The sequence below is a fragment of the Siccibacter turicensis LMG 23730 genome, assembly GCF_000463155.2.
Classification (GTDB): domain Bacteria; phylum Pseudomonadota; class Gammaproteobacteria; order Enterobacterales; family Enterobacteriaceae; genus Siccibacter; species Siccibacter turicensis.
The window spans coordinates 364,221-378,075 of sequence record NZ_AWFZ01000061.1; the positions used below are offsets into that span (position 1 = coordinate 364,221).

17 protein-coding genes are annotated in these 13,855 nt (G+C 56.4%); 14 read left to right on the forward strand and 3 right to left on the reverse strand.

Features of this window, described 5'->3' with window-relative positions; all coding sequences use genetic code 11:
• Positions 1–730 (reverse strand): hydrolase (locus tag DW58_RS19590; protein ID WP_235810705.1); only part of this gene is annotated, 730 nt, incomplete at its 3' end.
• 186 nt (positions 731–916) lie between these two features.
• On the opposite strand from DW58_RS19590, the gene DW58_RS19595 reads away from it, so the two are divergent.
• Entirely contained in the window at positions 917–1,579 is a 663-nt protein-coding gene (locus DW58_RS19595) for a hypothetical protein (protein WP_024551137.1), read from the forward strand.
• Positions 1,580–1,618: 39 nt separating this feature from the next.
• Here the strand turns inward: DW58_RS19595 and DW58_RS19600 are convergent, their stop codons facing one another.
• Positions 1,619–3,523, reverse strand: a complete 1,905-nt coding sequence (locus tag DW58_RS19600; RefSeq protein ID WP_029593374.1) for an ABC transporter ATP-binding protein — start codon at positions 3,521–3,523, stop codon at positions 1,619–1,621.
• Positions 3,524–3,828: 305 nt separating this feature from the next.
• Here DW58_RS19600 and kefG point away from each other — a divergent pair, with 305 nt between their 5' ends.
• The 4 genes from kefG (at position 3,829) to slyD (ending at position 7,076) form a co-directional block, all read left to right on the forward strand.
• A complete protein-coding gene (kefG, locus tag DW58_RS19605) occupies positions 3,829–4,380 on the forward strand; it encodes a glutathione-regulated potassium-efflux system ancillary protein KefG (RefSeq protein WP_024549101.1) in 552 nt (183 codons plus the stop codon).
• Entirely contained in the window at positions 4,380–6,185 is a 1,806-nt protein-coding gene (gene kefB, locus DW58_RS19610; RefSeq protein WP_024549100.1) for a glutathione-regulated potassium-efflux system protein KefB, read from the forward strand. The genes kefG and kefB overlap by 1 nt, the downstream gene beginning before the upstream one ends.
• 9 nt (positions 6,186–6,194) lie before the next feature.
• Positions 6,195–6,395: a YheV family putative zinc ribbon protein gene (locus DW58_RS19615; RefSeq protein WP_024549099.1), complete on the forward strand. Its 201-nt coding sequence runs from the start codon at positions 6,195–6,197 to the stop codon at positions 6,393–6,395.
• A 93-nt stretch (positions 6,396–6,488) separates the two neighbouring features.
• Positions 6,489–7,076, forward strand: coding sequence for a peptidylprolyl isomerase (slyD, locus tag DW58_RS19620; protein WP_024549098.1), 588 nt, complete (start codon positions 6,489–6,491; stop codon positions 7,074–7,076).
• A 45-nt stretch (positions 7,077–7,121) separates the two neighbouring features.
• Here the strand turns inward: slyD and DW58_RS19625 are convergent, their stop codons facing one another.
• Positions 7,122–7,340 carry a protein SlyX gene (locus DW58_RS19625; RefSeq protein ID WP_024549097.1) on the reverse strand — a complete coding sequence of 73 codons (219 nt, stop codon included), beginning with the start codon at positions 7,338–7,340 and terminating at the stop codon, positions 7,122–7,124.
• Positions 7,341–7,570: 230 nt separating this feature from the next.
• Between DW58_RS19625 and fkpA the strand changes: the two genes are divergently transcribed.
• From fkpA to DW58_RS20515, 9 genes are all read left to right on the forward strand, one after another.
• Positions 7,571–8,407 (forward strand): FKBP-type peptidyl-prolyl cis-trans isomerase, encoded by an 837-nt coding sequence (gene fkpA, locus DW58_RS19630; protein ID WP_024549096.1) that lies wholly within the window; start codon positions 7,571–7,573, stop codon positions 8,405–8,407.
• Positions 8,408–8,587: 180 nt separating this feature from the next.
• On the forward strand, positions 8,588–9,316 hold the full coding sequence (locus tag DW58_RS19635; RefSeq protein WP_024549095.1) for a helix-turn-helix transcriptional regulator: 729 nt from the start codon (positions 8,588–8,590) through the stop codon (positions 9,314–9,316).
• Positions 9,316–9,702 carry a sulfurtransferase complex subunit TusD gene (gene tusD / locus DW58_RS19640; RefSeq protein ID WP_024549094.1) on the forward strand — a complete coding sequence of 129 codons (387 nt, stop codon included), beginning with the start codon at positions 9,316–9,318 and terminating at the stop codon, positions 9,700–9,702. Before DW58_RS19635 ends, tusD begins: the two co-directional genes overlap by 1 nt.
• Positions 9,702–10,058 carry a sulfurtransferase complex subunit TusC gene (gene tusC / locus DW58_RS19645; RefSeq protein ID WP_024549093.1) on the forward strand — a complete coding sequence of 119 codons (357 nt, stop codon included), beginning with the start codon at positions 9,702–9,704 and terminating at the stop codon, positions 10,056–10,058. Before tusD ends, tusC begins: the two co-directional genes overlap by 1 nt.
• Before the next feature lie 7 nt (positions 10,059–10,065).
• Positions 10,066–10,353, forward strand: coding sequence for a sulfurtransferase complex subunit TusB (gene tusB / locus DW58_RS19650; protein ID WP_024549092.1), 288 nt, complete (start codon positions 10,066–10,068; stop codon positions 10,351–10,353).
• A 125-nt stretch (positions 10,354–10,478) separates the two neighbouring features.
• Positions 10,479–10,853 carry a 30S ribosomal protein S12 gene (gene rpsL, locus DW58_RS19655; protein ID WP_000246815.1) on the forward strand — a complete coding sequence of 125 codons (375 nt, stop codon included), beginning with the start codon at positions 10,479–10,481 and terminating at the stop codon, positions 10,851–10,853.
• Between the two features lie 96 nt (positions 10,854–10,949).
• Positions 10,950–11,420 (forward strand): 30S ribosomal protein S7, encoded by a 471-nt coding sequence (gene rpsG / locus DW58_RS19660; RefSeq protein ID WP_004106370.1) that lies wholly within the window; start codon positions 10,950–10,952, stop codon positions 11,418–11,420.
• Positions 11,421–11,515: 95 nt separating this feature from the next.
• Positions 11,516–13,630 carry an elongation factor G gene (gene fusA, locus DW58_RS19665; protein ID WP_024549091.1) on the forward strand — a complete coding sequence of 705 codons (2,115 nt, stop codon included), beginning with the start codon at positions 11,516–11,518 and terminating at the stop codon, positions 13,628–13,630.
• 70 nt (positions 13,631–13,700) lie between these two features.
• On the forward strand, positions 13,701–13,855 hold a 155-nt coding region (locus DW58_RS20515), incomplete at its 3' end, for a GTP-binding protein (RefSeq protein ID WP_001690099.1).

The following is a 13,855-nucleotide window of genomic DNA, read 5'->3' on the forward strand; positions in this document are numbered from 1 at the left end:
TGATGAGATCGTCAAAATCGCGCAGGCCGCGAATCTTCCTGAGCTGCGCGCTGTTAACCGGCAGCGTGCCCGGATAGACACGCAGCTTGCGGGCGGCGTTCGCTTTCAGCAGGTTGAGCAGGTAGCGCTGGTAAAAGCGGCTGAAGCCCTTCTCCATGTGGTAGCAGCACTGCTCAAGCAGCAGCGGGGCGGAGACCACCACACCGGCATCAAGCAGGCAGTCGCTGCCCTGCTTCGCCATCAGGCAGGCGAGCATGTTGCCGCCGAGGGAGTAGCCCACCGCCGCGGTAGGGACTTCGCCCCACGTGGCCCGGAGCCATTCGAGGAAGTAGCTGCCGTCTTCGGTTTCACCGGAGTGATAGATACGCTTCATGCGGTTCGGCTCACCGCTGCATCCGCGAAAGTGCATCACCACGCCCAGCCAGCCGCGCTTCTGCGCCGCATCGATCATGCCATGCGCGTACGGACTGTGCAGGCTGCCTTCCAGCCCGTGAAACACCACCAGCCGGGGCTTATGCGCCGCGCCAGCCGGATCTTCGCTCCAGGCGAGATCGACAAAATCGCCGTCCGGCATTTCCAGCCGCTGCCAGTGTGGCGTGAACTGCACGCGACGACGCAGCACGCGCGGCAACATGGTTTGCAGGTGCGGGTTGCGTGCGCCCGGCATCGGGATGAAGTGCTGTGAGTCGGGGGGAGTGTCTGCCAGCCCGGCGTGAGTGATATCGGCCATTGCGCTCATAAGAATAGTAAGTCTGGTAACGATTATATCGTGGCTGGGCGACAAAGTTGACTCTTTCGTCCGCGACATTGAGCAGGCTTGCGGCATTTCCCTGCAAATGAAAAGGTCTTTGACTTTATTCGCGGCCTTTTTTAGCATCGCGGTGATTACAGGGACGGTCTGATGCAGGGAGCATTAATGAAAGTATTATACGTAGGCAGCGGCATGTCCGCATTGCAGGTGAAACGCGGTGGCTACGACGGTCATGTGACGGTCGCGTTAAATAATGCATGGCGCGTATTTGACGCGGCGCCGTGCGATTACTGGATCCACCCCAACGATTTTCCCGCCGAAAATTTCCCGCCTGTCGGTCGGTTTCGCCATGAAATTACCCACGCGATCTATAACGGCGTATTGCAGCGCTCCGCTGTGGAGCTGGGCATTACCGGGCTTGAGGGGTTCGCGCTCGAACGGCACATCGGCTATACCTCCTTTTTTCAGGGGCTGTACTGGATCATGGCGCACTTCAGGCCGCAGCAGATTGGCCTGTTGGGATTCGACCACGACTATAACCAGGAAAAAGTAAAAAAATGGGAAGCCGACGCGAAGCCGAATATCCAGAACCGCTTTAACGGCAAAAAAGAGAAAACTATTCGCGAGTGGTCGGCGCGTTACTTCGCCGGGTATGAAACCGATGCGTTTTATGGGCACGGCACCCCCGACCCGCTGCGCTTTGGCCGACAGTATCTTGAGGTGAAGATGAACATTGCCCAGCAGACCGCTGACCGGATTGGCGTGCGGATCGTCAACTACTCCGAAAGGCCGTCGCCGTTTTCGGTGTTTCTTCGCGAACCGCAGTAGAGATGACCGCGCTGGCCGATGCACTGCCAGCGCGGCGCGTTATGGCTGATTGAGCATCTGCTCCAGCGATTCCTGCGCGTCCAGCCACGCCATTTCGCAGTTTTCCAGTCCGGCTTTGGTTTTCGCCTGCAGCGCCAGGGCCTCGTTCATCTCCGCTTTGCGGCTCTGCTCGTACAGCGCGCTGTCGCCCAGCTTCTCTTCCACCTGGGCCAGCGTGGCGTTGAGCTTCTCCATCTCCTTTTCCAGCCGGGCAATCTCTTTGCGAATCGGCTGGGTCAGGGTGCGCAGCTCCGCTTCGCGACGCTTCTGGTCTTTACGCGCCTGGGCAGAGTTAGCGTTGTCTTTCGCCGTCTCGTCGCCCTGGCTCTCCTGCTTCTGCACGTCGCTCAGCCACTGCTGGTAATCCTCCAGATCGCCGTCGAAGGCTTCGACTTTACCATCGTGAACCAGATACAGATCGTCCGTGGTGGAGCGAATCAGATGCCGGTCGTGCGAGACCACCACCAGCGCCCCTTCGAACTCAATCAGCGCATCGGTGAGGGCCTGGCGCATATCGAGATCGAGGTGGTTGGTCGGTTCATCAAGCAGCAGCAGGTTAGGGCGCTGCCAGACGATCAGCGCCAGCACCAGGCGCGCCTTTTCCCCGCCGGAGAAGCGCGCGGTGTTTTCGCTGACCTTATCCCCCTGGAAGCCAAAGCCGCCGAGGTAATCGCGCAGCTTCTGCTCCAGCTCCTGAGGCGCCAGGCGGGCCAGATGCTGAAGCGGTGACTCGTCGGCGCGTAAGAACTCCAGCTGATGCTGGGCGAAGTAGCCAAGCTTAATGCCTTTTGCCAGCCCGATATCGCCGCTCAGCGGGGCCAGTTCACCGGCCAGCAGTTTGATCAGCGTGGATTTCCCCGCGCCGTTACGGCCCAGCAGCCCGATACGTGAGCCCGGCACCAGGTTGAGCTTGATGGAGTCGAGGATGATGCGATCGCCATAGCCCGCGCTCACCTTCTCCATTTTCAGCAGCGGGTTCGGCAGGCTCTCCGGCGCACGAAAACTGAAGTGGAACGGGTTGTCCACGTGCGCCGGGGCAATCAGCTCCATGCGCTCCAGCATTTTAATACGGCTCTGGGCCTGCTTGGCCTTCGAGGCTTTGGCTTTGAAGCGGTCGATAAAGCTTTGCAGATGCGCGACGCGTTCCTGCTGGCTCTCATAGGTCGCCTGCTGCTGGGCCAGACGCGTGGCGCGCTGGCGCTCGAACGAGCTGTAGTTGCCGGTGTACTCGAACAGGTTTTGCTGTTCGATATGAATGATTTTGTCCACCACCGGATCGAGAAAGTCACGGTCGTGGGAGATTAGGATCAGCGTCCCCGGATAGCTTTTCAGCCAGCGCTCCAGCCAGATTACCGCGTCGAGATCGAGGTGGTTGGTCGGTTCATCAAGCAGCAGCAGGTCGGAACGGCAGATCAGCGCCTGCGCGAGGTTAAGACGCATACGCCAGCCGCCCGAGAAGTCGCTGACCGGGCGTTCAAGCTGTTCGTTGCTGAAGCCCAGCCCGTGTAGCAGGCTGGCGGCGCGGGAGCGCACGGTCCAGGCGTCGATGGCGTCCAGCTTACCGTGCAGCGTGGCGATGGCATGGCCGTCGTTACGCTCGTTGGCAGCGTGAAGTTCGCGCTCAAGCTGGCGATATTCCCGATCGCCGTCAATGACATAGTCCATCGCGGGCATCGCCAGCGCCGGCGTCTCCTGGTTTACCCAGGCCAGTTGCCAGGTGCCCGGGAAGCTGTAGCTGCCGCCATCCGCACCGATCTCCTGCTTCAGCAGCGAGAGCAGCGTTGATTTACCGCAGCCGTTTTTACCCACCAGCCCGACTTTCTGACCGGGGTTGATGGTGGCCGTGGCGTTGTCCAGCAGCACGCGGGTACCGCGACGAATTTGTAGCGAGGAGAAAACAATCATAAGGCGCCGTATGTTCAGACTATGTTAAATTGTCATTAAAAGGCTGTGCCGCTTCGCCTGCGTGATGTGTTGTCACCTTCACACGCTATCCTGCCCGGAGAAGCGGTATTACCTTAGGTTACGTGATGCGTCGTGCACCGCGTGGGGGCGCCATGGTAGCCCAAAATAATGACAATACACAAAATCATTCAGACTGCAGCGCGGCGGCAGGCGGGCGTAACGTGTCACAACGTTTATCCCCAGGCCTGATGCGGCCGCGATCCGCCTGAAGAGTAGCGTGTACAACGACGCCCTGGAGGGGAATGATGTCGCAGCCGCCCAAAGTCTTGCTGCTGTATGCCCATCCGGAATCTCAGGACTCGGTTGCCAACCGGGTTTTGCTTAAGCCGGCTCAGCAGTTACCCAATGTCACCGTGCACGATCTCTACGCGCACTACCCTGACTTTTTTATTGATATCCCGCATGAACAGGCGCTGCTCAGCGAGCATGACGTGGTGGTGTTCCAGTTTCCGCTGTACACCTACAGCTGCCCGGCGCTACTCAAAGAGTGGCTCGATCGTGTGCTGAGCCGCGGCTTTGCCAGCGGCGTGGGTGGAACGCAGCTGGCGGGAAAATACTGGCGCAATGTGATCACCACCGGCGAGCCGGAAGGGGCGTATCGCTATGACGGGTTTAATCGCTACCCGCTGAGCGAAATCCTGCGCCCCTTTGAACTGACCGCGGCGATGTGCCGCATGCACTGGCTGAACCCGATGATCGTCTACTGGGCGCGTCGTCAGACCGATCGTGAGCTGGCCACTCATGCTGCGGCCTACGGCGAGTGGCTCGCCGCACCGCATCTGCCGGGAGGCCGTTGATGGAAGGTGGAGATGTAATGCTGGCCGGCGTGCTGTTTCTGTTCGCGGCGGTGGTTGCCGTACCGATTGCCGCCCGGCTGGGTATCGGCGCCGTACTGGGCTACCTGCTGGCCGGGATCGCCATCGGGCCGTGGGGCCTCGGTTTTATCAGCGATGTGGACGAAATCCTGCACTTCTCAGAGCTGGGCGTCGTGTTTCTGATGTTTATCATCGGCCTTGAGCTGAATCCTTCCAAACTTTGGCAGCTGCGGCGGTCGATCTTTGGCGTCGGCGCCGCCCAGGTGCTGCTGAGCGCCGCGCTGCTGGCCGGTCTGCTGATGCTGACCGATTTCTCGTGGCAGGCGGCGGTGGTCGGGGGGATTGGCCTGGCCATGTCCTCCACCGCGATGGCGCTCCAGCTGATGCGCGATAAAGGCATGAACCGCAGCGAATCGGGGCAGCTCGGCTTTTCCGTATTGCTGTTCCAGGATCTGGCGGTGATCCCGGCGCTCGCGCTGGTGCCGCTGCTGGCCGGGAGCAGCGATGAGCCGCTCGACTGGATGAAAATCGGGATGAAGGTGCTGGCTTTTGCCGGGATGCTGGTGGGCGGTCGTTATCTGCTGCGGCCGGTCTTCCGGTTCATCGCGGCCTCCGGCGTGCGTGAAGTGTTCACCGCCGCGTCGCTGCTGCTGGTGCTTGGCTCGGCGCTGTTTATGGATGCCCTTGGCCTGTCGATGGCGCTTGGCACCTTTATCGCAGGCGTGCTGCTGGCGGAGAGCGAATATCGCCATGAGCTGGAGATGTCCATCGATCCGTTTAAAGGCCTGCTGCTGGGACTATTCTTTATCTCGGTCGGGATGGCGCTGAACCTCGGCGTCCTCTATACCCATGTGCTGTGGGTGCTGATGAGCGTCGCCGTGCTGGTGGCGGTGAAAACCCTGATCCTCTATGTGCTGGCGCGTATCTACGGCTTGCGCAGCTCTGAGCGGATGCAGTTTGCCAGCGTGCTGAGCCAGGGCGGTGAATTCGCGTTTGTGCTGTTCTCGACCGCCTCCTCCCAGCGGCTATTCCAGGGCGATCAGATGGCGCTTCTGCTGGTGACGGTCACGCTGTCGATGATGACCACGCCGCTGCTGATGAAAGGGATCGATAAGTGGCTGACGCGCCGTTTAAATGCCGCGGACGACGAAGGTGAGATGCCGTGGGTCGAGGACGACGCGCCGCAGGTGATTATCGTCGGCTTCGGGCGTTTTGGTCAGGTGATTGGCCGCCTGCTGATGGCAAACACCAAACGCATTACGGTACTGGAGCGCGACATCAGCGCCGTTAACCTGATGCGTAAATATGGCTACAAGGTCTACTATGGAGATGCCACCCAGGTAGAACTGCTGCGCTCTGCGGGCGCGGCGTCGGCACAATCCATTGTCATTACCTGCAACGAGCCGGAAGACACCATGAAGATTGTGCACCTTTGCCAGCAGCACTTTCCGCACCTCAATATCATGGCGCGCGCCAGAGGACGTGTGGAAGCGCATGAGCTGTTACAGGCCGGGGTGAAGCAGTTTTCGCGCGAAACCTTCTCCAGCGCGCTGGAGTTGGGGCGTAAGGCGCTGGTGTCGCTGGGGATGCATCCTCATCAGGCGCAGCGCGCGCAGCTTCATTTCCGCCGGCTTGATATGCGGATGCTGCGTGAGTTAATGCCGGTACATACCGACAGTGCGCAGATTTCCCGCGCACGGGAAGCACGGCGCGAACTGGAAGAGATCTTCCAGCGCGAGATGCAGCAGGAGCGGCGTCAGTTCGATGGCTGGGACGAATTTGAGTAAAGGTGAGTAATGTCGCAACGTAAACGTTTTATCGCCGGCGCGGTCTGCCCGGCGTGCAAGGCGCAGGATTCGATGGCGATGTGGCGCGAGAACAGCGTTGATGTCGTGGAATGCGTGAAGTGCGGACACCAGATGCGTGAAGCGGATAAAGAGGTGCGCGAGCACGTGCGCAAAGAAGAACAGGTGATCGGCATTTTTCATCCGGACTAGCGCGACAGGCCAGCTTTTTTTAAGCTTAAGGGACACGGGTGCAGAATTCCGCTACAATCTGCGCCACTATTCTTCCCCTGCTCAGGAGATATCATGAAAGTAGCAAAAGACCTGGTGGTCAGCCTGGCCTATCAGGTACGTACAGAAGACGGTGTGTTGGTTGATGAGTCTCCGGTGAGTGCGCCGCTGGACTATCTGCATGGTCACGGCTCCCTGATTTCTGGTCTGGAAAGCGCGCTGGAAGGTCACGACGTCGGCGATAAATTCGACGTTGCGGTTACCGCCAACGATGCATACGGTCAGTATGACGAAAACCTGGTGCAGCGCGTGCCTAAAGACGTGTTCATGGGCGTTGACGAACTGCAGGTTGGCATGCGCTTCCTGGCAGAAACCGACCAGGGTCCGGTACCGGTAGAAATCACCGAAGTGGAAGACGATCACGTTGTGGTTGACGGTAACCACATGCTGGCTGGTCAGAATCTGAAATTCAACGTGGAAGTGATCGCGATCCGTGAAGCGACCGAAGAAGAGCTGGCTCATGGCCACGTTCACGGTGCGCACGACCATCACCACGACCATGACCACGGTCATGACGGCTGCTGCGGCGGTCACGGCCACGATCACGGTCATGACCAGGGTGGTAAAGGCGGTTGTGGCGGCGGCGGTTGCGGTTGCCACTAAGCTTCAGTGCAAAAAAAGGCGCCTCAGGGCGCCTTTTTTATTGCCTCAATAGTGCGGCGGCGGGGTCTCTTCGGACGGCGAGGCCATCATGGATGGCTGGGTGACCTTCATCTTATCGACCAGCAGACGCAGATGATCGCGCAGCTTAGCCATTTCCAGCTCATGGTCGGTGACCGTCTGGTTCAGATCTTCTATGGTCTGCTCCTGAAAGGCCAGCCGGCTTTCCAGTTCAGCCAGCCGTTCTTCTAGCGAGTGCTGCGGCATAATTCCCCCGGTTGTTTTTTAAGCCAGCGTGGCGGGCGGGCCAGGATTTTACGCAAAATTCCTGGTTATCGATATATTCCGTAAGCGCAGGAAACTAATTTAAACAAAAATAGTCTTAATTTGCTCGATCAGAAGGGGAGAGATTGTGTAGATTTCCTCCACAACGTTTTATATTACGTTTCTGAAATTTAGTTAACGTGGGGAGAGACACCCCGACCCTGGAGATATGGATGAAATCATTGTTTAAAGTAACCCTGCTGGCAACCACAATGGCCGTTGCACTGAATGCCACCACCGCATTCGCAGCGCCAGCGGCAACGAAAGACGCCGCCGCTACAGCGGACACCAAAACAGCCGCAAACAAGGACGCGTTTAAAAGTGACGACCAGAAATCAGCCTATGCACTGGGCGCATCTCTGGGCCGTTACATGGAAAACTCCCTGAAAGAACAAGAAAAGCTGGGCGTGAAACTGGATAAAGCACAGCTGATCGCGGGCGTTCAGGATGCTTTCGCCGGCAACAGCAAAATGTCTGACCAGGACATCGAGAAAACTCTCCAGGAATTTGAAGCACGCGTGAAGAACGCCGCGCAGGCGAAGATGGAAAAAGACGCGAAAGAGAATGCCGAGAAGGGCAAAGCCTTCCGTGACGCCTTCGCGAAAGAGAAGGGCAGCAAAACCTCGTCCACCGGCCTTATCTACAAAGTAGAGAAAGAAGGTACCGGCGCGGCACCGAAAGACAGCGATACCGTGGTAGTTAACTACAAGGGCACGCTTATTGACGGTAAAGAGTTTGATAACTCTTACACCCGCGGCGAGCCGCTGTCGTTCCGTCTGGACGGCGTGATCCCAGGCTGGACCGAAGGCCTGAAGTACATCAAGAAAGGCGGCAAGATCAAGATGGTCATCCCACCGGAGCTGGCTTACGGTAAAACCGGCGTTCCGGGTATCCCGGCTGATTCCACGCTGGTATTCGACGTTGAGCTGCTGGACATCAAACCGGCTGCCAAGCAGGATGACAAGGCACCGGCAACAGGCGAAGAAAAACCGGCTGCTGCGAAGAAGTAATCGCATGATAGTCAACCGCCGCCCACCTGGGCGGCGGTTTTTTATTTGTGGCAGGATATAATAAAAACTGGAAAGCAAGACTGACGCTGTATTACTTTAGCCGTCTGCGTAACAACTGAGTAATGAGTCTGCCCTGACACGGTAATACGACAGGCTCTCTTTAGAGGGTGGTACCTTTTCATGTCCAATTCGCTTTTAACCAACGAAACCAGCGAGCTCGACTTACTGGATCAACGTCCTTTTGACCAGACCGACTTTGATATCCTCAAATCCTATGAAGCGGTGGTCGACGGGTTAGCGATGCTGATTGGTTCTCACTGCGAAATTGTGCTCCACTCATTACAGGATCTGAAATGCTCGGCGATTCGTATCGCCAACGGTGAACATACCGGCCGCAAAATCGGCTCGCCGATTACCGATCTCGCCCTGCGGATGCTGCACGATATGACCGGCGCCGACAGCAGCGTGTCAAAATGCTACTTCACCCGCGCAAAAAGCGGCGTGCTGATGAAGTCGGTGACCATTGCCATTCGCAATCGCGATCACCGGGTGATTGGTCTGCTGTGCATCAACATGAATCTCGACGTGCCTTTCTCCCAGATCATGAGCACCTTCGTGCCGCCTGAAACCCAGGACCAGGAAGTGCCGTCGTCGGTGAACTTCGCCTCCTCGGTAGAGGATCTGGTTACCCAGACGCTGGAGTTCACCATCGAAGAGGTTAACGCCGACCGTAACGTTTCCAACAACGCCAAGAATCGCCAGATTGTGCTCAACCTGTATGAGAAGGGCATCTTCGATATCAAAGACGCCATCAACCAGGTGGCGGATCGTCTGAACATCTCTAAGCACACGGTCTATCTCTATATCCGCCAGTTCAAGAGTGGTGATTTTCAGGGGCACGACCGCTAATGCGTTTTGCCCTGATGGTAACCGGCCCGGCCTACGGCACGCAGCAGGCGAGCAGCGCACTGCAGTTTGCTCAGGCGCTGGTGGCGCAGGGGCATCAGCTTGAGAGCGTCTTTTTCTATCGCGAGGGCGTGTACAACGCCAATCAGCTGACCGCCCCGGCCAGCGATGAGTTCGATCTGGTGCGCGCCTGGCAGCAACTGAATGACCAGCACAATGTGGCGCTGCATATTTGCGTCGCCGCCGCGCTGCGACGCGGCATTACCGATCACGAGCAGGCTTCGCTGCAACAGCTGCCGGCGGCCAATCTTCAGCCTGGATTTAGCCTGAGCGGTTTGGGCGCCCTGGCACAGGCGGCATTAACCTGCGATCGCATGGTGCAGTTCTGATGAAGCGCGTTGCATGGGTCTTTACTTCGGCACCGCACGGCTCGAGCGCTGGACGCGAAGGCCTTGATGCTTTGCTGGCTGCCTCGGCGCTGAGCGAAGAGATGGGTGTGTTCTTCATTGGTGACGGCGTGCTGCAGCTTTTACCCGAGCAGCAACCGGCGAAAATTCTCGCCCGGGACTACATCGCGACCTTCCGCGTGCTGCCGCTTTACGATATCGACCGCATTTGGGTGTGCGCGCGCTCGCTGCGCGAGCGGGGCCTGACGTCGCCGTCGCTGGTGCTTGAGGCGGACATCGCCGAACCCGACGCCTGGCGCGCCCGGCTTAACGACTACGATGTCGTGCTGACTTTCTGAGGCCATCATGCTGCATACTCTGCGCCACTCTCCGTGGCAGTGCGATTTTTCAACTTTTCTCACGGCGCTTCAGCCGGGCGATGCGGTTCTGCTGTTGCAGGATGGCGTTATTGCCGCGCTTGAAGGGACGCGCTTCCTTGAAATGCTGCAGAATGCCTCCATCTCAGTAAGCGTGCTGCAGGATGATGTTGAAGCACGCGGCCTTTCTGCTCAAATTTCGAACAGTATCGCCAGGGTTAGCTATACTGATTTCGTCAGAATGACGGTTGATCACCCGACTCAAATGGCCTGGTGACGATACGATCGCTGTATATTTCTTGACACCTTTTCGGGTCAGCCCTAAAATTCCGCGTCCTCATATTATATGAGGTCGTTTTATTACGTGTTTACGAAGCAAAAGCTAAAACCAGGAGCTATTTAATGGCAACAGTTAACCAGCTGGTACGCAAACCACGCGCACGCAAAGTTGCAAAGAGCAACGTGCCTGCGCTGGAAGCCTGCCCGCAAAAACGTGGTGTATGTACTCGCGTATATACCACCACTCCGAAAAAACCGAACTCCGCGCTGCGTAAAGTATGCCGTGTTCGTCTGACTAACGGTTTTGAAGTGACTTCCTACATCGGTGGTGAAGGTCACAACCTGCAGGAGCACTCCGTGATCCTGATCCGTGGCGGTCGTGTAAAAGACCTCCCGGGTGTTCGTTATCACACCGTTCGCGGTGCGCTCGACTGCTCCGGCGTTAAAGACCGTAAGCAAGCGCGCTCCAAGTACGGCGTGAAGCGTCCTAAGGCTTAATGGTTCTCCGTTAAGTAAGGCCAAACGTTTTAACTTAAATGTCAAACTAAACTCGTAGAGTTTTGGACAATCCTGAATTAACAACGGAGTATTTCCATGCCACGTCGTCGCGTCATTGGTCAGCGTAAAATCCTGCCGGATCCTAAGTTCGGATCAGAACTGCTGGCTAAATTTGTAAATATCCTGATGGTAGATGGTAAAAAATCTACTGCAGAAGCAATCGTATACAGTGCTCTTGAGACCCTGGCTCAGCGCTCTGGTAAAAATGAACTGGAAGCTTTCGAAGTCGCTCTCGACAACGTGCGCCCGACTGTAGAAGTTAAGTCTCGCCGCGTTGGTGGTTCTACTTATCAGGTTCCAGTTGAAGTCCGTCCGGTTCGTCGTAATGCCCTGGCAATGCGTTGGATCGTTGAAGCTGCTCGTAAACGCGGTGATAAATCCATGGCTCTGCGCCTGGCGAACGAACTTTCTGATGCTGCAGACAACAAAGGTACTGCAGTTAAGAAACGTGAAGACGTTCACCGTATGGCAGAAGCCAACAAGGCGTTCGCTCACTACCGTTGGTAATCCCTTCGGAGTTTTAGTCACAAGGCGGGCGCTTCAGGTAAGCCGCCCGCTTTTTGGCAACTTATACTGAACGCCTAAGGCAATAGAGGAATCAAATGGCTCGTACAACACCCATTGCACGCTACCGTAACATCGGTATCAGTGCGCACATCGACGCCGGTAAAACCACTACTACCGAACGTATTCTGTTCTACACCGGTGTAAACCACAAAATCGGTGAAGTTCATGACGGCGCGGCCACCATGGACTGGATGGAACAGGAGCAGGAACGTGGTATCACCATTACCTCCGCTGCGACTACCGCATTCTGGTCAGGTATGGCTAAGCAGTATGAACCGCACCGTGTAAACATCATCGACACCCCGGGTCACGTTGACTTCACCATCGAAGTAGAACGTTCCATGCGTGTTCTTGACGGTGCGGTAATGGTTTACTGCGCAGTTGGTGGTGTTCAGCCGCAGTCTGAAACCGTATGGCGTCAGGCGAACAAATATAAAGTTCCGCGTATCGCGTTCGTTAACAAAATGGACCGTATGGGTGCGAACTTCCTGAAAGTTGTTGGTCAGATCAAATCCCGTCTGGGCGCGAACCCTGTTCCGCTGCAGCTGGCAATTGGTGCTGAAGAGCATTTCACCGGTGTTGTTGACCTGGTGAAAATGAAAGCCATCAACTGGAACGAAGAAGATGCAGGCGTGACCTTCACTTATGAAGATATCCCGGCTGACATGCAGGCCCTGGCTGAAGAGTGGCATCAGAACCTGATCGAATCCGCAGCAGAAGCATCTGAAGAGCTGATGGAAAAATACCTGGGCGGCGAAGAGCTGACCGAGGAAGAGATCAAAACTGCGCTGCGTCAGCGCGTTCTGAACAACGAAATCATCCTGGTAACCTGTGGTTCTGCGTTCAAGAACAAAGGTGTTCAGGCGATGCTGGATGCGGTAATTGATTACCTGCCATCCCCGACTGACGTACCTGCGATCAACGGTATGCTGGACGACGGTAAAGATACCCCGGCTGAGCGTCACGCTAGCGATGAAGAGCCGTTCTCTGCTCTGGCATTCAAAATCGCTACCGACCCGTTTGTGGGTAACCTGACCTTCTTCCGCGTGTACTCCGGTGTGGTTAACTCTGGTGATACCGTACTGAACTCCGTGAAATCTGCACGTGAGCGTTTTGGCCGTATCGTTCAGATGCACGCCAACAAACGTGAAGAGATCAAAGAAGTTCGCGCGGGCGACATCGCTGCAGCAATCGGTCTGAAAGACGTGATCACCGGTGACACCCTGTGTGACCCGGATCACCCGATCATTCTGGAGCGTATGGAATTCCCTGAGCCGGTAATCTCCATCGCGGTTGAACCGAAAACCAAAGCTGACCAGGAAAAAATGGGTCTGGCTCTGGGCCGTCTGGCTAAAGAAGACCCGTCATTCCGCGTATGGACTGACGAAGAATCTAACCAGACCATCATCGCGGGTATGGGTGAGCTGCACCTCGACATCATCGTTGACCGTATGAAGCGTGAATTCAACGTTGAAGCGAACGTCGGTAAACCTCAGGTTGCTTACCGCGAAGCGATTCGTGCGAAAGTTACCGATATCGAAGGTAAACACGCCAAGCAGTCTGGTGGTCGCGGTCAGTACGGTCATGTTGTTATCGACATGTACCCGCTGGAGCCGGGTTCAAATCCGAAAGGCTACGAGTTCATCAACGACATTAAAGGTGGTGTAATTCCTGGCGAATACATCCCGGCCGTTGATAAAGGCATCCAGGAGCAGCTGAAGTCTGGTCCGCTGGCGGGTTACCCGGTAGTTGACATGGGTGTTCGTCTGCACTTCGGTTCTTACCATGACGTTGACTCCTCTGAGCTGGCGTTTAAACTGGCAGCTTCTATCGCCTTTAAAGAAGGCTTTAAGAAAGCTAAACCAGTTCTGCTTGAGCCGATCATGAAGGTTGAAGTAGAAACGCCGGAAGAGAACACTGGTGATGTAATCGGTGACCTTAGCCGTCGTCGTGGTCAGCTGAAAGGTCAGGAATCTAACGCTACTGGCGTTCAGATCCATGCTGAAGTTCCGTTGTCTGAAATGTTCGGATACGCAACTCAACTGCGCTCACTGACCAAAGGTCGTGCTTCTTACTCCATGGAGTTCCTGAAGTATGATGATGCGCCGAACAACGTTGCTCAGGCCGTAATTGAAGCCCGTGGTAAATAAGCCTCAGGGTTAAAACCAAAGTCCCGTGCTCTCTCCGTTGGGGGAGAGCACTATAGTAAGGAATATAGCCGTGTCTAAAGAAAAATTTGAACGTACAAAACCGCACGTCAACGTTGGTACTATCGGCCACGTTGACCACGGTAAAACTACCCTGACCGCTGCAATCACTACCGTACTGGCTAAAACCTACGGTGGTGCTGCTCGCGCATTCGATCAGATCGATAA